The sequence below is a fragment of the Streptomyces sp. YIM S03343 genome (assembly GCF_054729195.1).
The window spans coordinates 2,212,192-2,231,834 of the sequence record NZ_JBPUKX010000001.1; the positions used below are offsets into that span (position 1 = coordinate 2,212,192).

The window sequence follows — 19,643 nt, forward strand, 5'->3', positions numbered from 1 at the left end:
GGCCGGGGGTGCGGTGCGACGCTACTGGGGCTGGCCGGGGGTGGGTCGCGCAGCCCGGCGCTTACGGGGTGCCGCCCGCGCCCACCCGTGCCGCCCCAGCGGCACGACTGCCCGCGGCTGGGCGGGGCGTCTGCCCGCGGCTGGGGCGGGAGGCTGCCCGCGGCTGGGGCGGGAGGCTGCCCGCGGCTGGGGCGGGAGGCTGCCCGCGGCTCGGGGGTCGCCGTTCGGGCTGACGTGAGCCGCAACTCCCTAGGGGCGCGGGGAACTGCGCGACCGGCCACAACGGGCCCGCAGACGAAATCCGACGGTCAGCAATACGGCGGCTGATGGCCAAGCGCCGTAGCGACCCGCATCCAGACGCCGAACTGGCGATACAGAGAGGGAAGTTCGCCCTCGACGCGAACCGTGCGAGAGTCGGTCGCCGTAACACCCGGCAGCCCCAGCAACGTGGCGGGGACAGACGCAGACTGCCACCGCACCTCCAGGACAGCCGGCCCCTCCACCGGCTCGGGTGAGGAAATCGGTGCAGCGAGCGCCGCGGACACCGCGTCCTCGATCGCCTGACGGGCGTCGTCCTCGGGACGCAGCTCTGCCGAGAACCGGTCGGTCGCGTACTTCACGGCGACCGCGGTGATCGACGGATCCCACTCGGTGGCCTCGGTGCAGGCGGTGTCGTCGCCGGTCAGCGCGACCACCGGGACGCCGAGCGTCGCCGCCGTGGCCTGCGCCAGCCCGATCTCACCGACCGGGCGGCCGTCCAGCCACATGTCCTCGATCTCGTGGCCCATGAAGCTGTGGCTGAGCACGCCGAGGGCACCGGCGCGGGCGTGGTAGCCGACGCAGATCATCGCGTCGTGCTCGGGGGCCAGCCCTTCCAGCATCCCCAACTGCTTGGGCCTGCCGCGGATGAGCCGGGCCGCCGGGTGCAGGTCCTCGGGGAGCAGATTGCGCATCTGGCCGTGGGCGTCGTTGACGAGGACGTCACTCGCCCCGGCCGATAAGGCCCCCCGCACCGCCGCGTTGACGTCCAGCGCCATCATCCGGCGGCCGCGCTCGTAGTCCCGGCCGCCGGGCTGGACGTCGTCGCGGTCGACGAGTCCGGTGATGCCCTCCATATCGGCGCTGATGTAGATCCGCACAGGTGCACTCCCCACCGCTTACGACGTGTCGATCACGCGAAGCATGCCACGCGCGAGGAGCGCACCCATGCGGATCGGGCCGGGACCCGTACCGATCAAGCCGGGCCGTACCGATCGCACCGGGTCACAGCCGGGGGTCGACCGGCTCCGACTCCAGGGCCAGCACCCCGAACACCGCCTCGTGCACCCGCCACAGCGGCTCGCCCCCGGCCAGCCGGTCGAGGGCCTCCAGACCGAGCGCGTACTCGCGCAGTGCCAGCGACCGCTTGTGGTTGAGGAACCGCTGCCGCAGCCGGGCGAGGTGGTCCGGGCGGGTGTACTCGGGGCCGTAGATGATCCGCAGATACTCACGGCCCCGGCACTTGATGCCGGGCTGGACCAGCCGGCCGGACTCGCCGCGCACCAGCGCTCCGAGCGGCTTGACGACCATGCCCTCGCCGCCGCGTCCGGTCATCTCCAGCCACCAGTCGACGCCCGCCTGCACCGACTCGGGGTCGCCGGTGTCGACGTAGAGCCGCCGGGTGGTCTGGAGCAGGCCGGTGCCGTCGTGCTCGACGAGCCGGTCGATGAGCGCGAGCTGCTCGTCGTGCGGCAGTGCGGCCAGGCTCCGGCCCTGCGCCGCGAGGATCTGGAACGGGGCGAGGCGGACGCCGTCGAGGCCGTCGGTGGTCCAGCAGTAGCGCCGGTACGCCGCCGTGAACGCGGCCGCGTCGTCGGCGCGTTCGCGCTGCCGTGCCAGCAGGTCACCCACGTCGACACCGCGGTCCGCGGCGCCCTGGAGCGCGGCGAGCGCACCCGGGAACACCGCGCCGGAGGCGGCGCCGACCGCGGCGTACTGGCTGCGCAGCAGGCCGCGCGCCTTCAGCGACCAGGGCATCAGCTCGGCGTCCAGCAGCAGCCAGTCCGTCTCTAGTCCGCTCCACAGCCCGGCCGCGTCGATCGCCGCGCGCAGCCGGCCGAGGATCTCCTCGGTGATCGCCGGGTCGTCGAAGAAGGGCCGGCCGGTACGGGTGCAGAGCGAGCCGGTGGGAGCCGGTGCGCCCGGGGTCGCGGTGACGCCGAAGCGCTTGGCGGCGGTCTCCGCGTCACGGCACACCAGGGCCACGGCGCGCGAGCCCATGTGCTTCTCCTCGCAGACGACCCGCGCCACCCCGTCCTCGGCGTACTGTGCGAACGCCTCGGCCGGGTGCTCCAGATACCCCTCGACGCGGCTGGTCGCCGTCGGCGCCATGGTCGGCGGGAGGTACGGCAGCATCCGCGGGTCCACCGCGAAGCGGCTCATGACCTCCAGCGCGGCCGCCGCGTTCTCCTCGCGGATCGCGACCCGGCCCGCGTGCCGGGTCTCCACGACCCGCCGCCCGTGCACGTCCGCCAGGTCCAGCGGGCGCCCGTCATGACCGCCGGGCGCATCGCTGCGCAGCGGCCTGGCAGGCTCGTACCACACCTGCTCGGCCGGTACGTCGACCAGTTCCCGCTCCGGCCAGCGCAGCGCGGTCAGCTTGCCGCCGAAGACGGCACCGGTGTCGAGACAGATGGTGTTGTTGAGCCAGGTGGCCTCCGGGACCGGTGTGTGGCCGTAGACCACGGCGGCCCGGCCGCGGTAGTCCTCCGCCCACGGGTAGCGCACCGGCAGCCCGAACTCGTCGGTCTCACCGGTGGTCTCGCCGTACAGCGCGTGCGAGCGGACCCGGCCGGAGGTGCGGCCGTGGTACTTCTCCGGCAGACCGGCGTGGCACACCACGAGCCGGCCGCCGTCGAGGACGTAGTGGCTGACCAGTCCGTCGATGAACTCCCGCACCCGCCGCTTGAACTCGTCGCTCTCGCCCTCCATCTGCGCGACCGTCTCGGCGAGTCCGTGCGTGTGCTGGACCTTGCGGCCCTTCAGATATCGCCCGTACTTGTTCTCGTGGTTGCCGGGGACGCACAGCGCGTGGCCCGCCTCGGTCATCGACATCACCCGGCGCAGCACGCCCGGGCTGTCCGGCCCGCGGTCGACGAGGTCGCCGACGAACACGGCGGTACGGCCTTCCGGGTGCCCGGCGTCGGTGTAGCCCAGCTTGCCGAGCAGCGACTCGAGTTCGGCCGAGCAGCCGTGGATGTCACCGATGATGTCGAACGGGCCGGTGAGATGGGTCAGGTCGTTGAACCGCTTCTCGGTGACGACGGTGGCCCGCTCGGCCTCCTCCGCACCGCGCAGCACATGCACCTTGCGGAAGCCCTCGCGCTCCAGGTGCCGCAGCGAGCGCCGCAGTTCGCGTATGTGGCGGCGGATGACCCGGCGCGGCATGTCGGCCCGGTCGGTGCGGCCCGCGTTGCGCTCGGCGCACACCTCCTCCGGCACATCGAGCACGATGGCGATGGGCAGCACGTCGTACTGCCTGGCCAGGCCGATGAGCTGCTGCCGGGCGTCGGACTGCACGCTGGTCGCGTCGACCACGGTGCGACGCCCCGCCGCCAGGCGCTTGCCCGCGATGTAGTGCAGGACGTCGAAGGCGTCCTTGGTTGCGCTCTGGTCGTTCTCGTCGTCGGAGACGAGGCCGCGGCAGAAGTCGGAGGAGATGATCTCGGTGGGCGCGAAGTGCCGCCGGGCGAAGGTGGACTTGCCGGAGCCGGAGGCGCCGACGAGGACGACGAGGGACAGGTCGGTGACGGGGAGGACACGTCCGGGGGACGCGGTGTCCGTGAGGTTCTCGGTCATGCTGCCTTCGCCTCCTTCGCGGCGGTGCTGCTGTCGGACCCATTGGGGCTGGGGCTGGGGCTGGGGTTGGGGCTGGGGCTGGGGCTGGGGCTGGGGCTGGGGCTGCGGTTGTCGTCGGGGTCGGGGTTGTGGAGGGTGAACACGGCCATCTGGGTCGGCGGCCCGACCTCGGGGTCGTCGTCGCCGACGGAGCGGAAGACGGCTCGGTAACCGTGCCGTACGGCGACCGAGTCCGCCCAGGCGCGGAACTCCTCGCGGGTCCACTCGAAGCGGTGGTCGCCGTGCCGGGTGTGTCCGACGGGCAGGCTCTCCCAGCGGACGTTGTACTCCACGTTCGGCGTGGTCACGACGACTGTGCGCGGGCGGGCGGCGCCGAAGACGGCGTACTCCAGGGCGGGCAGCCGGGGCAGGTCGAGGTGCTCGATCACCTCGCTCAGCACGGCGGCGTCGTAGCCCTTGAGCCGCTTGTCGGTGTAGGTGAGCGAGCCCTGGAGGAGCCGCACCCGGGAGGCCTGCCGCTCACCCATGCGGTCCAGCCGGAGCCGCCGGGAGGCGGTGGTGAGCGCCCGCATCGACACATCGACACCGGTGATCTCGTCGAACGCCATGTCCTTCAGCAGGGCCTGCACCAACTGGCCCTGGCCGCAGCCGAGGTCGAGGACCCGGGCGGCGCCGGACTCCTTCAGCGCGGCCAGGATCGCCTCCCGGCGGCGCACGGCGAGGGAAACGGGCTTCTCACCGGCGGCGCCGGAGTCGGCGGCGTCGGCGGTGCCTATCTCGGCCGTGATGGTCTCACCGGCGTCGCTCTGGCTCTGGCCCTGGCCCTCGCTCTCCTCCTCCGCCCCGACCGCGTTGTCGATCTCCTCGACGTCGGTGTCGTCGGACTCGGCGAGCCGGACCAGTTCCAGCCGGTCCATCGCCTCGCGCGTGAGGGACCAGCGGCGGGAGAGATACCGGCTGGTGATGAGCCGCTGCTCCGGGTGGCCGGGCAGCCAGCCCTCACCGGCCCGCAGCAGCTTGTCGACCTCCTCGGACGTCACCCAGTAGTGCTTGGCGTCGTCGAGGACGGGGAGCAGGACGTACAGATGCCGCAGGGCGGCGGCGAGGGTGAGGGTCGCCGACTCCAGGACGAGGCGGACGTAGCGCGAGTCGCCCCACTCCGGGAACTCGGTGTCCAGGGCGACGGGTTCGGCGGTGACCGTCCAGCCGAGCGGCTCGAACAGGTTCCGCACCAGGTCCGGTCCGCCGCGGGCGGGCAGCGCGGGCACCTCGACGCGCAGCGGCAGGGGCTGGGCGGCGCGCTCGGGCAGGGCGCTGCACACGCCGCGCATGGCGCTGGAGAACACCGAACTGAGCGCCACGGCGAGCAGTGAAGAGGCCGCGTAGGGGCGGTCGTTGACGTACTGGGCGAGCGCCGCATCGGGGGCTCCGCCGCGCCCCTTGCCCCTGCCGCGCCTGACCAGCGCCACCGGATCGACCTCCAGCAGCAACGCCGCCGTGCAGCGTTCGGCGTCGGCCTCGGGGTAGAGGACGTGGGCCGTGCCGTAGGAGGTGCTGAACGCCTGGACCTTCCCGGGATGCTTGTGCAGCAGGAACCCGAGGTCGGTGGCTGGGTGTTCGGGGGTGCCGGTGGTGGTGATGGTCAGGAACATGGGCGGGCCTTGGGTGTGTTGGGGCGGCCGGAGCCGCGACGACCGACTCAACATGCCATATCGATCATGCGAGCGCCCGCGGATATTCCGGCACTCCGGCCGCCCGGAACCCCACCAGATCCCGCCGAACCCCTACGACAGCTGGGACTGCACCTGACCGGCGATCAGCTCCAGGTGGTCCAGGTCGTGGAGGTCAAGGACCTGGAGGTAGACGCGCTGACAGCCGACCACGGCATAGCGGCCGATCTTGTCGACGACCTCGGCCGGGGAACCGGCGAGTCCGTTGGTCTTCAGTTCATCGACCTCACGGCCGATCGCGGCGGCGCGGCGGGCGACCTCCTGATCGTCCTTGCCGACGCATACGACGAGGGCGTTGGAGTAGGTGAGGTCGTCGGCGGCCCGGCCCGCCTCTTCGGCGGCGGCCCGCACCCGGCCGAACTGGCGCTCACTGTCCTCGATCGAGGCGAACGGCATGTTGAACTCGTCGGCGTAGCGGGCCGCGAGGCGGGGGGTGCGGCTGGCTCCGTGGCCGCCGACGAGGACCGGGATCCTGGCCTGCGCGGGCTTGGGGAGGGCGGGCGAGCCGGTGAGGTCGTAGTAGGCGCCGTGGAAGTCGAAGGTGTCGCCGAGCTTGGTGTTCCAGAGCCCGGTGACGATCGCCAGTTGCTCCTCCAGCCGGTCGAACTTCTCCTTCGGGAACGGGATGCCGTAGGCAGCGTGCTCCGCCTCGAACCACCCCGCACCCAGCCCCAGTTCGACCCGGCCGCCGGACATCTGGTCGACCTGGGCGACCTGAATGGCGAGCACACCGGGCAGCCGGAAGGTACCGGCGGTCATGAGGGTGCCGAGGCGGATACGGCTGGTCTCACGGGCGAGCCCTGCGAGGGTGATCCAGGCGTCGGTGGGCCCGGGCAGCCCGTCGACATCACCCATGTGGAGATAATGATCGGACCGGAAGAAGGCATCGAACCCAAGCGCTTCGGTGGCCTTGGCCACGGCGAGCAGGGTGTCGTACGAAGCGCCCTGCTGAGGCTCGGTGAAGATACGAAGACGAACATCCATATCCCCATCCTGCACGCTCCCACCCAGTCCGGCCCCCACCAGCCCGTCCGGCGTTTGAGGACGAGGCCGTCCAGGCCGAACGGGGGTCTGGGGGCGCAGCCCCCAGGACGGGACCGGAAGGGGCGGCGGGGGCGAGAACCCCACCGCACCGCACCCTGGCAGGGCCCCGCTAGCCGGCCTCCGCCACCACCGCCTCCCGATCCGCCAGCTTCCGCAGCATCTCCATCACCCGGTCCCGCGCCTCGTCCGCCGCATCGATCGCCTCCATGCACTGCCAGTACGCGCCCTCCTCCCCCGCCGCGCAAGCCGCACCCACGAGCGCGATCCCGACCTCCCCCAGCAGCCCGGCAAGGCACAGCAATGTCTGCCGCGCATCCCCCAACTCGGTCAACTGCGCCGCCCGCAGCTCACCCGGCGCGAGCCGAGGCGTGTCGAGCACCCCGCACCCGCGCCCCGCCAGCTCGGTCAATCCCAGCGCCTCACCCCGCAGTTCCGGCGGTCCGAAGACCGCGAGACGGCTGCCGATGGCCTGGGCCAGGGCCTGTGCCTGCCACACCTCCGTCATCACTTGCGGCACATCGCCGCTTCCCACCAGGGCCCGTCTGCTTGTCACGATGAGCCGCATCGCATCCATGCGCTGTCCCCGTCCGTCCCCGTCGCACTGGTCGCGCGTCCACTACCCAGAGTGAGGGACGGTGGGACGAAAAGCTAGAGGAAGACGGAAATCTATGGACAACAAATCGATTTCAGAGCCATTTTTGACTCCGGAGAGTGAAAGTGGACGGTGGGACTCCCTGCTGGCTCCCTGTCAGCCGCCCGCCGTTCACTCCTTGCCTCACTCCCCGCCCGGCCTGGGGAACCGCACCTCGTTGCGCTCGATCTTCTCCTCCAGCGCCGCCAGCGGATCGACGTCGAGCACCTCGCACAGCTGGAGCAGATACGCCAGCACGTCGGCCACCTCGTCCCGGACCCGGCGCGCGGTGCCGGGGTCGGCCATGACGCGGGCGGACTCCTCGGGTGTCAGCCACTGGAAGATCTCGACCAGTTCGGACGCCTCGACGCTGAGCGCGGCGACGAGATTCTTCGGGGTGTGGTAGGGCTGCCAGTTCCGCGCGGCGGCGAACTCGGCCAGCCTGCGCTGGAGTCGGGGCACGTCCGGGTGTTGCTCGGGCTCTTGGTTCACCTGATTCCTTCAGGGAGGGGAGGATTCAACCGTCCAGGTGTACCACCGTGACGCCCGCGACCCCCGCGGCCCGTGTCACCCAGGAGGCGTCGCTCACCGCGCCCACGCAGCGGATGTGCCCACGCCGACCCATCCGTGCCGCGAGCCGCAGCAGCCGGACGCGCTGCCCGGCGTCGAGGCCGCGGTCGAAGCCGTCGGCGAGGACGGTGAGCGCCTGGAGGGCACCGGGCACCTCACCTGCCGGGTCGACCTCCAGGACACCGGGTCCGGTGAGCAGCACCAGGGCGAGGGCGACGTAGCGCAGTTCGCCGTGGCCGAGGCGGCCGAGGTCCGTCCGGCAGCCGTCGCCGCGGTCGAGCAGCGCCCGTACCGTGCCGTCGGGCAGCGGTTCGGCGAGCAGGTCGGCGACATGGCCCGAGCATCCTTCGCGCACCGCCGCCACGAGGTGGGCGTGCCGCTGCGCGCACTCCGCGCGGGTGCGGCGCAGGACGTCGGCGAGGTTGGCGCAGTCGCGCAGCAGCCGTCCGGAACCGGCCGGGACGGGGGCACGCATCAGGCCGGGCCGGGGGTCGCAGGCGAAGACTGACCGCAAGGCGACGAGCATCTGTTCGGCCGCGGCGAGGACATGGCGCTGGCCGCGGGTCGTCCCGGAGACCCGCAGCGGCAGCAGGGCGGTGGCCAGCCGGTCGTCGGGCAGCGGGGCGCGGGTCACCGGTGCGGGTCCGGCGGCGTCGCACACCGCGTGGACGACGGGCTCGGCGGGGTCGCGCAGGGCGGTCTCCAGGAGGACGAGTCCGCCGGACGTGAGCCGTTCGCCCATGACGCGCAGCTCCGGTTCGGCCTGTACGGCGAGGTCGAGCCGGACCGGTCCGGCGGGGCCGTCGGAAGTGCAGCCGATGCGGAAGCCGCGGCGGCGCAGCGCGTCGGGCCTGGACCGCTCCGGTACACAGGCGACGGGGTCCGGGAACACCTCGCCGACGGTGGCCCCGCCGCCGAGCCGCGCGAGAGCCTCGTACGCCCTGAGCGCGCTGCTCTTGCCGCAGCCGCTGGGCCCGGCGAACAAGGTGACCGCCCCGAGCGGGAACCCGGCCCGCCGGTGTCCGGCGAACGCGGAGAGATGCAGCTCGGTGACATGAGGCCGGAGCCGGCCGGAGGACCGCGGGGGCGTCTCCAGCGCGACAGCGCCGCCCGGTGTCACGTAGGGCACGGTCATGTGCGGACCGTAGACCCGCCCCACCGGCCGAACCGTTCCTGCACCCCGCCCTTCCCACCCCCGGGGGACCACCCGCATTGACGCGGCCTGCCACCGGGGCCCGCCGCACCCCAGGCGGACGAAGCCGGGACCCCCGGCTCGGTCCGTCCGGACCCACGAGGTCCGCCCCGGGCGACCTCGTCCCGAAGCCGCCCCACGACGCAGGGCTCCCTGCGCCGTCAGCCGGTAGGCATCCCCGCCATCAGCCCGCTGACCTCCGTGCCCGGTGGGGTCAGCAGGAAGACGTTGCGGTCGACCCGGTGCATCCCGCTCGACAGACCGAAGACGACGCCCGTGCTGAAGTCCAGGACGCGCTTGGCGACGTCGCCCTCCGCGCCGGTCAGGTCGAGCAGGACCGGAATGCCCGACATCAGGGTCTCGGCGACCTCGCGCGCGTCCGCGAAGACATTGACGCGCAGCACGACGAACCGGCGCCGCGCCTCCGTCTCGGCCTCGGGCCTGGCGCGGTGGTCCACCGCCGACGGCCAGGCGTCCCGGCCGCGCAGGGGCACGACCTGGGCGAGTCCTTCCCACTGTTCATCGGTGACGTCGCGACGGTTCACCGGCTCCCCCCGACCTGGCTCGCTGTCATTGCCTGCACCGGCCAATTCTTACGGCAAGTCACCCGATCGGCCCAACAACGACACGGTGTGACACGCCGACAGCCACTTCTGTTCCGATCCGCGCCGAATACGGTGGTTCTTACCGCGCTCACACCGGACTCTTCACATCCTTCGGGGCCCCGCTCACCGGCCCCTATTAGCGTGCGGTGACGTGCACTTGGCAGAAACACAGCGGGTGGCACCCGGTCGGCGGGCACAGTCGGCGGTGTCCGCCCCGGAACCCCCCGCTCAGTGGCATCGCGTCCTGACCCTGCTCGCCGATGTCAGCCTCTTCATCGGCACCCGGGCGATCTGGACCTCGGCGGCCACCCACCGTCCGGCCGTGGCCGCAATCGTCTCGCTCTGCTACGCCTCGATCCTGGTGTGCGGCGTGCTCGCGCTGACGGTCCGCCGTACGCGCTCGCTCGCCCGCGTGGACCTGGTCGTCCTGATCACCGCGATGACACTCACCCTCTGTGCCTGGGTGATGGCCCACAACGGCGGCGACGAGGCCGTGCTGACCACCCAGGCGGCAAATGAGCTCGTCTCCGGACACGCCGCCTACGGCCAGCCGTGGCCCTTCCTCTTCCACAACACGGGCATCGCGCTCACCCCGACGGTGAGCGGCACGTACGACTACACCTACGGCTACCCCCCGCTCGAGATGCTGCTCACCGCGCCGCTGCTGTGGCTGCACCACGCCGGCAGCGCGGCGACGGCGGTCAGCACCGTCGCCCTGCTCGCCGCCACGGCCGTACTGTGGCGGATGCTGCCGGTGCCGTGGCGCTCGGCGGCGACCATGACCTGCCTCGGCTTCGCCTTTCTGCCCACCTACGCCCGCCTCGGCTACCCCGCGATCCTCGGTCTGGCACTGCTCATCCCGGTGGTGGTGCGCTTCCCACGTACAGGACAGGGCGGACGGCTCGGCGCCGCAGGCGTCGCACGGGCGGTATGCCTCGGCCTGGCCTGCGCCGCGCAGCAACTGCCCTGGTTCGTCGCGCCGTTCCTGCTCGCCTGCATCTACTCGGTGCGCCGCGGCGAACTGGGAGCCCGGCAGGCCGCGTACGTCGTGCTCCGTGTCGTCGGGATCGCCGCCCTCGTCTGGCTGCTGGTCAACACCTACTTCATCGTGCACGAGCCGGGTCAGTGGCTGAAAGGCATCGCGCTGCCGCTCACCCAGGGCGCCGTCCTGCACGGCCAGGGTCTGGTCGACATCTCGCTGTACATGACCAACGGCAGCAACCGGCTGGACTGGTACTCGCACGCCAGCCTCCTGCTCGCCGCGGCCCTGCTGGCGCTGCTCGTGCTCTTCATGCGGCGGCTGGGCCCGGCGGCGACCGTACTGCCCTGGCTCGCATTCTTCCTGGCGACCCGGTCCCAGGACGGCTACTACCTGATGATGACCCCGCTGTGGCTGGCCGCCGCCGTCACCGCGCCCGCCTCCGAGTTCGCCGGTGCCTGGCAGCCCCGGCCGCGGCTGATCACCGGACCGCACCGACGTACGGCCCTGGTCACCGTGTCGGCCCTGCTGGTGGCCCCGGCGCTGCTGAGCGCGGTGCTGGCCGTCACCGGCACTCCCCCGCTGCGGATGCAGGTCGTCGCCGCCAAGCGTGCCTCGGGCACCGCCCTGTCCCGGCTGACACTGAAGGTCACCAACGCGGGTGACAGCACCCTGACCCCGCACTTCATGGTCACGACCGGACAGGGCATGAGCAGATTCTGGGACCTGACCGAGGGCCCGGCCACGCTTCCGGCGCACAGCAGCGCAAACGTCGTGCTCCGGCCGGTGTCGGGGCACTGGGACCTGCCCCGCAACGGAGTCCGGGTCCGGCTGCGGGCGTTCACGGCCACGCCACAGACCCTCTCGTCCACGGACGTACGGCTGCCGCAGCGGCGGTAGGCGGCCGTACGGCAGCGGCGGTGGACGGGCCCCGGGCGGCCTCCGGGTCCGTCCACCGCCGCCGGCCGCGGCGGCCCGGATCCGCGACGCCGTCCCTGACCGGGGGCGGGCCGCCCGGGCTCACCGCCCCTCATGCCTCCACGCGCGCGCACCCGACTCCCGCCAGCGCGCGCGTGGAGCTCATTTCTGCGTCCACGCGCGCGTGCCACCCATCTCGGCCGCACGCGCGCGTGGCGCCCATCCCCATCCCCATCCCCATCCCGCACGCACCATGCGCACCATGCGCACCGTGCGCACCGTGCGCACGTCGCGCACATCCCCACGCGCGCGTGCCCTTCGTTCACGCCCCGCCCGCTCACGCCTCCGCGCGCGTGAACCGCAGCGTGGCGACGACCGTCGTCAGACCGCGCAGCATCCCCAGCTGGTTCCAGCTCATGCCGAACTGCTCCCGGTCCACGGTGAACTCCGTCTCCAGGGTGACCGCCCCGGTGTCCGCGCCGGTGACGCGGGCGGTGAGGTCCTGCGGCCGGGTGATGCCCCGCACGGTCAGCTCACCGCCGACCGGGACCGTGCCCTCCTCGGTGAGCGGCCCCGCGGTACGCACCGCGAAGACGATCTCCGGGTGCTGCTCGGCGTCGAAGAAGTCGGCGGACCGCAGATGCTTGTCGCGCTTGCCGTTCCTGGTGTCCAGGGAGGCGGCACCGATGGTCACGGTGCCGGTCGCGGAGCCGTCGGCCTGGACCTCACCACGGCCGCCGACGGTGCCGAAGCCGCCCTTCACGGTGACCAGACCCCACATCGTCCGATGGCGCACGGCGACGGTGGAGGCGGTCGGGTCGAGCTGCCACAGCCCGGTTTCCACGGCGACGGTCATGGTTCTACTCCTGTCCGGATCAGAAATCAGATCATCCAGAGATCATCCTTGGATCATCCAAATTTGAATGACCTCAAGTTAACCGGTCATCCAAAATTGAACAACCCCTTCATCCCGCCTCATTCAAAATTGGACAACGCGGTATACTCGCCGCATGCCCGCCCCCGAGGAACCCCCCTCCGACCAGCCCGCTTGTCCCTCCGCGCAGGGCGGCGGCCTGCTGCCGGCCGAGCTGCACGCCTGGATGATCCTGCTGGCGGCGACGGGAGCGGTGGAGCAGGAGCTGCGCACCGTGGTCAAGGGGTCCCTGGGGGTCTCGCACGACGAGTTCCTGGTCCTGTGCCTGCTGGCCGAGCAGCCCGCCGACGGCCTCCGCATGACACAGATCGCGGAGCTGCTGGGGCGGCCCAAGACCCGGCTGACGTACCAGATCGCCTGTCTCCAGCACGCCGGGCTGGTCAACCGCAAGGCGGTCTCCGGGGACCGGCGCGGTGTGGAGGTCGCCCTCACCGGCAAGGCCCGCGATCTCCTCAAGGACGCCTCCGGGACACTCGCCGAGACCGTGAAGCGGGCGCTGGAGCAGTTCGTCGGCCCCGCCCAGCGCGAGGCCGTGAACGGTCTGCTCCCCGGCCTCGTCGAGAACTGAGCCGAGCACTGCTCCGAGCACTGCTCCGAACACCGCTCCGAGCACTGCTCCGAACACCGAGCCGAGCCCGAAAGGCCCCAAGAGCCCCCGCCCCCTACCCGACCGGCCCCGGACCCCACCCCAAGAGGCCCACGTCACAACTCGGGAGAGGGCAAGGTCACAGGCCCGGCTGCGCCCCGGCTTTAGTCCGCACCCCTAGCATCCGAACATGACGGTCTTGCCTGAGAACGGGCTCTCCCTGGCCGCCGAGTTCCCTGACGCGACACATGAGCAGTGGCAACGCCTCGTCGAGGGCGTGCTGCGCAAGTCGGGCAAGGAAGTCTCCGGCACTGCCGCAGAGGAGGCCCTGTCCACGACGTTGGAGGACGGGCTGCGCACCCGCCCCCTCTACACGGCGAACGACACCGCGAACGACACTGCGCATGGCGCCAAGCACGGCACCGCGCCCGGCGCCTCGCACCACACCGCGCCCGACACGGGCTTCCCCGGCTTCGCGCCGTACGTCCGGGGCGGCCGTGCGGAGGGGAACCTCACCGGCGGCTGGGACGTGCGCCAGCGTCACACGGCGGTGCAGGACGGCGCGGTCCTCGCGGATCTGGAGAACGGCGCCACCTCCCTGTGGCTGGTCACCGGCGACGGCGGGATCCCCGTCGGCTCGCTCGGCGCGGTCCTGGAGGGGGTGTATCTCGATCTGGCCCCGGTCGTCCTCGACCCGGGTGCCGAGGCCGAGGCCGCCGCCCGGGAGCTGTGGCGCGTCCACGAGGAACGCGGGGTCGCCGCCAAGACGGCGCGCGGCAACCTCGGTGCCGACCCACTGGCGTACGAGGCCCGCACCGGCGAGCCGCTCGACCTCGCCCCGGCCGCCGGACTCGCCGTACGCTGCGCCGAGCGGTACCCGGGGCTGCGGGCCCTCACGGTGGACGCCCTGCCGTACCACGAGGCGGGCGGCTCGGCCGCGCAGGAGCTGGGCGCGTCCCTCGCCACCGGCGTCGCGTATCTGCGCGCACTGACCGAGGCCGGGCTGCCGGTGGAACAGGCGCTCGCCCAGCTGGAGTTCCGCTACGCGGCCACCGCCGACCAGTTCCTGACCATCGCAAAGCTGCGCGCGGCCAGGCGGCTGTGGGCGCGGGTCGCGGAGGTGAGCGGCGCGAAGGGCGCGGGCGCCCAGCTCCAGCACGTGGTGACCTCGCCGGTGATGATGTCGCGTCGCGATCCGTGGGTGAACATGCTGCGCACCACGGTCGCCACGCTGGCCGCCGGGGTCGGCGGCGCGGACTCGGTGACGGTGCTGCCGTTCGACCACGCGCTGGGCCTGCCGGACGCGTTCGCACGCCGTATCGCCCGCAACACCTCGTCGATCCTGGTCGAGGAGTCGCATCTGGCGCAGGTGATCGACCCGGCGGGCGGCTCCTGGTACGTGGAGCGGCTGACCGACGAACTCGCGCACGCCGCCTGGGAGTTCTTCCGCGGGATCGAGCGGGACGGCGGCCAGGCTGCGGTACTGCGCTCCGGGCGGCTCGGCGGGGAACTTGCCGAGACCTGGCAGGCGCGCAGCGCGAAGCTCGCCAAGCGGCGCGAACCGATCACCGGCGTCAGCGAATTCCCGGACCTGGTCGAGAAGCCGGTGACCCGCGAGCCGGCACCGGAGCCGCTCAAGGGCGGGCTGCCCCGGGTACGGCGCGACGAGGCGTTCGAGGCGCTGCGGGCCCGCTCCGACGCCCATCTCGCGGCGACCGGCAGCCGTCCACGGATCCACCTGGCGACGATCGGACCGGCCGCCGCGTACACCGCGCGGGCCACATTCGCCGCGAACCTCTTCCAGGCGGGCGGCATCGAGCCGGTCACCGGGGGCGGCTTCGAGGACAGCGGGGCCGCCGAGGCCGTACTGTGCTCGAGCGACGCACTGTACGAGGAGCAGGCGGCGCAGGCCGCCGAGGGGCTCAAGTCGGCCGGTGCCAGGCATGTGTTCCTGGCGGGCCGTCCGGCCGGGTACCCGGCGGTCGACTCGTACGTCTTCGCGGGCTGCGACGCCGTGGCGGTGCTGTCCGCGACCTTGGACCGGATGGGAGTGTCCTGATGGGCCGGATGGGAATCCCCGACTTCTCCGGGATCGACCTGGGGACCCCTGGACAACCTGGACAGCCGTCCGCCGACGGCGGCGCGGACGCGTGGCGTACGGCCCTCAAGGCGGCCACCGGCTCCGAGGAGCCGCTGTGGGAGACGCCCGAGGGCATCGCCGTCAAGCCGCTCTACACGGGGCGCGATCTGGAGGGCCTGGACTTCCTGGGCACCTACCCGGGCATCGCGCCGTATCTGCGCGGCCCTTACGCGACGATGTACGTCAACCAGCCCTGGACGATCCGCCAGTACGCGGGCTTCTCCACCGCCGAGGAGTCCAACGCGTTCTACCGGCGCAATCTGGCGGCCGGCCAGAAGGGCCTGTCGGTCGCGTTCGACCTTCCCACGCACCGGGGTTACGACTCCGACCACCCGAGGGTGACCGGTGACGTCGGCATGGCGGGCGTGGCGATCGACTCGATCTACGACATGCGCCAGCTGTTCGACGGGATCCCGCTGGACCGGATGACGGTGTCGATGACGATGAACGGCGCCGTGCTGCCGGTGCTGGCGCTGTACATCGTGGCGGCGGAGGAACAGGGCGTGCCGCCTCAGAAGCTGGCGGGGACCATCCAGAACGACATCCTCAAGGAGTTCATGGTCCGCAACACGTACATCTATCCGCCGAAGCCGTCGATGCGGATCATCTCCGACATCTTCGCGTACACCTCGCAGCGGATGCCTCGCTACAACTCCATCTCGATCTCCGGCTATCACATCCAGGAGGCGGGTGCGACGGCCGACCTGGAGCTGGCGTACACGCTGGCGGACGGGGTGGAGTACATCCGCGCAGGGCGTGAAGCCGGCCTGGACGTCGACGCGTTCGCGCCGCGTCTGTCGTTCTTCTGGGCGATCGGCATGAATTTCTTCATGGAGATCGCCAAGTTGCGCGCGGCCCGCCTGCTGTGGGCCAAGCTGGTCGCCCAGTTCGAGCCGAAGAACCCCAAGTCACTCTCGCTGCGCACCCATTCGCAGACCTCCGGCTGGTCGCTGACCGCGCAGGACGTGTTCAACAACGTGACGCGCACCTGTGTCGAGGCGATGGCGGCGACCCAGGGCCACACCCAGTCGCTGCACACCAACGCCCTCGACGAGGCGCTGGCGCTGCCCACCGACTTCTCGGCGCGTATCGCCCGCAACACCCAGCTCCTCATCCAGCAGGAGTCGGGCACCACCCGTGTCATCGACCCGTGGGGCGGCAGCGCCTACGTGGAGAAGCTGACGTACGACCTCGCGCGCAAGGCGTGGCAGCACATCCTGGAGGTCGAGCAGGCGGGCGGCATGGCGCAGGCCATCGACGCCGGGATCCCCAAGCTGCGTGTGGAGGAGGCGGCGGCCCGCACCCAGGCCCGTATCGACTCCGGGCGGCAGCCGGTGATCGGGGTCAACAAGTACCGGGTGGACAGCGACGAGCAGATAGAGGTCCTGAAGGTCGACAACTCCTCGGTGCGTGCCCAGCAGGTCGAGAAGCTGCGGCGGCTGCGCGCTGAGCGTGACGAGACCGTCTGCCGTGACGCGCTGGACGCGCTGACCCGGGCGGCGGACGGCGACGGCAATCTTCTGGAGCTGGCCGTCGAAGCGGCCCGTGCCAAGGCGACCGTCGGAGAGATCTCCGACGCCCTGGAGAAGGTCTACGGCCGTCACGCGAGCCAGATCCGTACGATCTCCGGCGTGTACCGCAACGAAGCAGGCGAGTCCCCGAACGTGGACCGCACCCGCGCCCTGGTGGACGCCTTCGAGGAGGCCGAGGGGCGCCGTCCGCGCATCCTGGTCGCCAAGATGGGCCAGGACGGCCACGACCGCGGCCAGAAGGTGATCGCGACCGCCTTCGCCGACCTCGGCTTCGACGTCGATGTCGGCCCGCTGTTCCAGACCCCGGCGGAGGTCGCCCGGCAGGCGGTGGAGGCCGACGTCCATGTGGTCGGCGTGTCCTCGCTGGCCGCCGGTCATCTCACCCTCGTACCGGCGCTGCGCGAGCAGCTCGCCGAGGAGGGCCGGGGGGACATCATGATCGTGGTCGGCGGGGTGATCCCGCCGCAGGACGTGCCGACGCTCCTGGAGATGGGTGCCGCGGCCGTGTTCCCGCCCGGGACGGTGATCCCGGACGCGGCGTACGACCTGGTGAAGCGGCTGGCCGCCGACCTCGGCCACGAGCTGTAGCCGCCCATGGCAGCGATCGAACTGGACGCGTATGTGAAGGGCGTGCTCGACGGGAAGCGGGCGATCGTGGCCCGCGCCATCACCCTCGTCGAGTCCACCCGGCCGCAGCACCGGGCGCTGGCGCAGGAGTTGCTCACCGAGCTGCTCCCGCACAGCGGCCGGGCTCGGCGCATCGGCGTCAGCGGTGTGCCGGGGGTGGGCAAGTCGACGTTCATCGACGCGTTCGGCACGCAGCTGACCTCGCTGGGGCACCGGGTGGCAGTGCTCGCCGTCGATCCGTCCTCCACCCGCACCGGCGGCTCCATCCTGGGCGACAAGACCCGCATGGAGCGTCTGGCGGTCGACCCCGACGCCTTCGTACGGCCGTCCCCCAGCGCGGGCACCCTGGGCGGGGTCGCCAAGGCCACCCGTGAGTCCATGGTCGTGATGGAGGCGGCCGGTTACGACGTGATCCTGGTGGAGACCGTCGGCGTCGGCCAGTCCGAGACCGCGGTCGCCGACATGGTCGACTCCTTCCTGCTGCTGACGCTGGCCCGCACCGGGGACCAGCTCCAGGGCATCAAGAAGGGCGTGCTGGAGCTGGCCGACGTCATCGCCGTCAACAAGGCGGACGGCCCGCACGAGCGCGACGCCCGCGCCGCCGCCCGTGAACTGGCAGGCGCGCTACGGCTGATGCACGGCAGGCACGCGTTCTGGACTCCGCCGGTGCTGAGTTGCAGCGCCCGTGAGTCGATGGGTCTTGACATCGTCTGGGAGCGGCTGGAACAGCACCGCTCGCTGTTGGACGGGACCGGCCGGCTGGCCACGAAGCGGCGCGATCAGCAGGTCGGCTGGACCTGGTCGATGGTCCACGACGAGCTGCTGACCCGGCTGCACTCCGACCCTGCGGTACGGGAGCTGACGCCCGGCCTCGAACAGCAGGTGAGGGAAGGCCGGTTGACGGCGACGACGGCGGCGGAACGGATCCTGGAGGCGTTCGGCGGGGCGGGCTGAGGCCACCGCCACGGGACGGCGTCCGCATGCCAATGGCCCGGGCGGAGGAGAAGACGACTCCACCCGGGCCGTCACCAAGTCAACCGCCTCACCTTCGCCCCGGGACAGGGCCGTTGGACCCCAGCGGGCAGGTCCCACTGCACCGCAGTGCGGCGGCAGCACGGGTGGGATGCCGAACCCTCTCCCCTCCCCCGACCGTCCCCGAAGTCGTGGCCACCGAGCCGGGTGAGGCCCGCCGCGCCGACGGCGCCGGTCTCGGCCCCGGGGTCCCCGCCACCGAGGGTGGCCCGGGACGACATCCGCCGCATCATTCGGCGACCGCGACCGCGGTCCCGCATCCGGCGTACGGCGTACGGCCCGTGCACGGTCGGGCACGAGCGTCATTCGCCGTGGTACAGACGTGCCATGTCGATCAGCTCGACGTCGCCTCGCCGGTCGGCCTCCCGGCGGAGGTCGGCGGTGAAGCCGGAGCGGGCGAAGAGCAGCAGCTTGGGCAGTGCGGCCACGCGGGCGGCGGGCAGCAGCCCCCGCAGATGTTCCAGGCGTTCCAACTGCGGCAGGCTCACAGGCGTGAGAGTGCCCTTCGCCTCACCGATCGCCGTGATCCGGTCGGTCCCGAACGCGGGCGACTCCGCCACGACGAGGTCCAGTTCGTGGCCCTGGCGGTGTTCCCTGCACGCGATCTCGGTCGGGCGTACCCAGCTCGGACGGCCGCCGAGAGTCTCCGGTGCCGCGTGCTCGAAGCACCACTGGCGGGCGAGTTCCTCGAAGTGGGGGCCGTAGATCTTCCCGGCGACGGTGTCCGCGTTCTCCTCCCACACCCGGTCGGCCATGCCCACCACGAGTTCCGGTTCATGCCGCTGGATCAGCAGTTGGTGGAGTCGTACCACGGGCTCCGCCACCCGGAAGACGCTCCGCTTGTCCCTTATGGCGTCCTCGGTCTGCTCCAGCAGCCCGATGTCCTGAAGTCCGGAGAGCAGGTGCGCCAGCGCACTGCTCGGCCGCCCCAGCGCACCGGCGATCTCGGACCGCCGGTGATGACCGGCGCTCACCGCCGCCAGGACGGCGGCGTACGAGGTCGGGTCCGAGATCGAGGGCTCCTCGCGCAGCAGCAGCCCGCCCTCACGGAACATGGCGGACGCCGGATTCAGCAGCCGGTGGCCACCCAGCGGTCGAAATCCGCGAGGCCGTCGGGCCCCGCGCCCCCGCACATCTCCTTGTACGCGGGGGTGCCCCCCAGCAACGCGTGCATCCTGAAGGCCAGTTCGGGTTCGTCCGCCACCCCCCAGAAGGCGCCCGCCTCACGGAACCGGAAGGGGCGCACCACGAGCTCCCCTCAACGTCAGGTAGGACGACGGGTCCCA

The 19,643-nt window shown here is 71.9% G+C and carries 16 protein-coding genes; 5 read left to right on the top strand and 11 right to left on the bottom strand.

Annotated features, from left to right (window positions below):
- Positions 1-308 precede the first annotated feature (308 nt).
- The 8 genes from ACSYGN_RS09510 to ACSYGN_RS09545 form a co-directional block, all read right to left on the bottom strand.
- The gene (locus tag ACSYGN_RS09510; protein WP_460393839.1) at positions 309-1,139 is read right to left on the bottom strand and encodes a M55 family metallopeptidase; all 831 of its coding nucleotides are present in this window, start codon (positions 1,137-1,139) and stop codon (positions 309-311) included.
- Positions 1,140-1,263: 124 nt separating this feature from the next.
- Entirely contained in the window at positions 1,264-3,837 is a 2,574-nt protein-coding gene (locus ACSYGN_RS09515; protein WP_460393841.1) for a polynucleotide kinase-phosphatase, read from the bottom strand.
- Positions 3,834-5,489 carry a 3' terminal RNA ribose 2'-O-methyltransferase Hen1 gene (locus ACSYGN_RS09520; RefSeq protein WP_460393843.1) on the bottom strand — a complete coding sequence of 552 codons (1,656 nt, stop codon included), beginning with the start codon at positions 5,487-5,489 and terminating at the stop codon, positions 3,834-3,836. The genes ACSYGN_RS09515 and ACSYGN_RS09520 overlap by 4 nt, the downstream gene beginning before the upstream one ends.
- 132 nt (positions 5,490-5,621) lie before the next feature.
- Positions 5,622-6,551: an LLM class F420-dependent oxidoreductase gene (locus tag ACSYGN_RS09525; protein ID WP_460393845.1), complete on the bottom strand. Its 930-nt coding sequence runs from the start codon at positions 6,549-6,551 to the stop codon at positions 5,622-5,624.
- A gap of 169 nt (positions 6,552-6,720) precedes the next feature.
- Positions 6,721-7,185, bottom strand: a complete 465-nt coding sequence (locus ACSYGN_RS09530; protein WP_460393847.1) for a DUF6099 family protein — start codon at positions 7,183-7,185, stop codon at positions 6,721-6,723.
- A 201-nt stretch (positions 7,186-7,386) separates the two neighbouring features.
- Entirely contained in the window at positions 7,387-7,734 is a 348-nt protein-coding gene (locus tag ACSYGN_RS09535) for a nucleotide pyrophosphohydrolase (RefSeq protein ID WP_460393849.1), read from the bottom strand.
- 25 nt (positions 7,735-7,759) lie between these two features.
- Complete coding sequence (locus ACSYGN_RS09540; protein ID WP_460393851.1) at positions 7,760-8,947, bottom strand: AAA family ATPase; 1,188 nt, start codon at positions 8,945-8,947, stop codon at positions 7,760-7,762.
- Between the two features lie 218 nt (positions 8,948-9,165).
- A complete protein-coding gene (locus ACSYGN_RS09545; protein ID WP_460393853.1) occupies positions 9,166-9,549 on the bottom strand; it encodes a cell division protein SepF in 384 nt (127 codons plus the stop codon).
- Between the two features lie 211 nt (positions 9,550-9,760).
- Between ACSYGN_RS09545 and ACSYGN_RS09550 the strand changes: the two genes are divergently transcribed.
- Complete coding sequence (locus tag ACSYGN_RS09550) at positions 9,761-11,488, top strand: hypothetical protein (protein ID WP_460393855.1); 1,728 nt, start codon at positions 9,761-9,763, stop codon at positions 11,486-11,488.
- Between the two features lie 355 nt (positions 11,489-11,843).
- On the opposite strand, the gene ACSYGN_RS09555 is transcribed toward ACSYGN_RS09550, so the two are convergent.
- The gene (locus ACSYGN_RS09555; RefSeq protein ID WP_460393857.1) at positions 11,844-12,362 is read right to left on the bottom strand and encodes a YceI family protein; all 519 of its coding nucleotides are present in this window, start codon (positions 12,360-12,362) and stop codon (positions 11,844-11,846) included.
- A 154-nt stretch (positions 12,363-12,516) separates the two neighbouring features.
- On the opposite strand from ACSYGN_RS09555, the gene ACSYGN_RS09560 reads away from it, so the two are divergent.
- From ACSYGN_RS09560 to meaB, 4 genes are all read left to right on the top strand, one after another.
- Entirely contained in the window at positions 12,517-13,008 is a 492-nt protein-coding gene (locus ACSYGN_RS09560; RefSeq protein ID WP_460393859.1) for a MarR family winged helix-turn-helix transcriptional regulator, read from the top strand.
- A gap of 208 nt (positions 13,009-13,216) precedes the next feature.
- A complete protein-coding gene (locus ACSYGN_RS09565) occupies positions 13,217-15,085 on the top strand; it encodes a methylmalonyl-CoA mutase family protein (RefSeq protein ID WP_460393861.1) in 1,869 nt (622 codons plus the stop codon).
- Positions 15,086-15,093: 8 nt separating this feature from the next.
- A complete protein-coding gene (gene scpA / locus ACSYGN_RS09570) occupies positions 15,094-17,286 on the top strand; it encodes a methylmalonyl-CoA mutase (RefSeq protein ID WP_460393863.1) in 2,193 nt (730 codons plus the stop codon).
- 6 nt (positions 17,287-17,292) lie between these two features.
- On the top strand, positions 17,293-18,279 hold the full coding sequence (meaB, locus tag ACSYGN_RS09575) for a methylmalonyl Co-A mutase-associated GTPase MeaB (protein ID WP_460393865.1): 987 nt from the start codon (positions 17,293-17,295) through the stop codon (positions 18,277-18,279).
- Positions 18,280-18,659: 380 nt separating this feature from the next.
- Here the strand turns inward: meaB and ACSYGN_RS09580 are convergent, their stop codons facing one another.
- A complete protein-coding gene (locus ACSYGN_RS09580; protein ID WP_460393867.1) occupies positions 18,660-19,412 on the bottom strand; it encodes a hypothetical protein in 753 nt (250 codons plus the stop codon).
- A gap of 14 nt (positions 19,413-19,426) precedes the next feature.
- Positions 19,427-19,606 carry a hypothetical protein gene (locus ACSYGN_RS09585; protein WP_460393869.1) on the bottom strand — a complete coding sequence of 60 codons (180 nt, stop codon included), beginning with the start codon at positions 19,604-19,606 and terminating at the stop codon, positions 19,427-19,429.
- Between the last annotated feature and the right edge of the window lie 37 nt (positions 19,607-19,643).

Coding starts and splice junctions, on each gene's coding strand:
- ACSYGN_RS09580 (WP_460393867.1), bottom strand. CDS start 19,412: ATGTTCCGTGAGGGCGGGCTGCTGCTGCGCGAGGAGCCCTCGATCTCG.
- meaB (WP_460393865.1), top strand. CDS start 17,293: ATGGCAGCGATCGAACTGGACGCGTATGTGAAGGGCGTGCTCGACGGG.
- ACSYGN_RS09540 (WP_460393851.1), bottom strand. CDS start 8,947: ATGACCGTGCCCTACGTGACACCGGGCGGCGCTGTCGCGCTGGAGACG.
- ACSYGN_RS09525 (WP_460393845.1), bottom strand. CDS start 6,551: ATGGATGTTCGTCTTCGTATCTTCACCGAGCCTCAGCAGGGCGCTTCG.
- ACSYGN_RS09560 (WP_460393859.1), top strand. CDS start 12,517: ATGCCCGCCCCCGAGGAACCCCCCTCCGACCAGCCCGCTTGTCCCTCC.
- ACSYGN_RS09530 (WP_460393847.1), bottom strand. CDS start 7,185: ATGGATGCGATGCGGCTCATCGTGACAAGCAGACGGGCCCTGGTGGGA.
- scpA (WP_460393863.1), top strand. CDS start 15,094: ATGGGAATCCCCGACTTCTCCGGGATCGACCTGGGGACCCCTGGACAA.
- ACSYGN_RS09515 (WP_460393841.1), bottom strand. CDS start 3,837: ATGACCGAGAACCTCACGGACACCGCGTCCCCCGGACGTGTCCTCCCC.
- ACSYGN_RS09555 (WP_460393857.1), bottom strand. CDS start 12,362: ATGACCGTCGCCGTGGAAACCGGGCTGTGGCAGCTCGACCCGACCGCC.
- ACSYGN_RS09565 (WP_460393861.1), top strand. CDS start 13,217: ATGACGGTCTTGCCTGAGAACGGGCTCTCCCTGGCCGCCGAGTTCCCT.
- ACSYGN_RS09520 (WP_460393843.1), bottom strand. CDS start 5,489: ATGTTCCTGACCATCACCACCACCGGCACCCCCGAACACCCAGCCACC.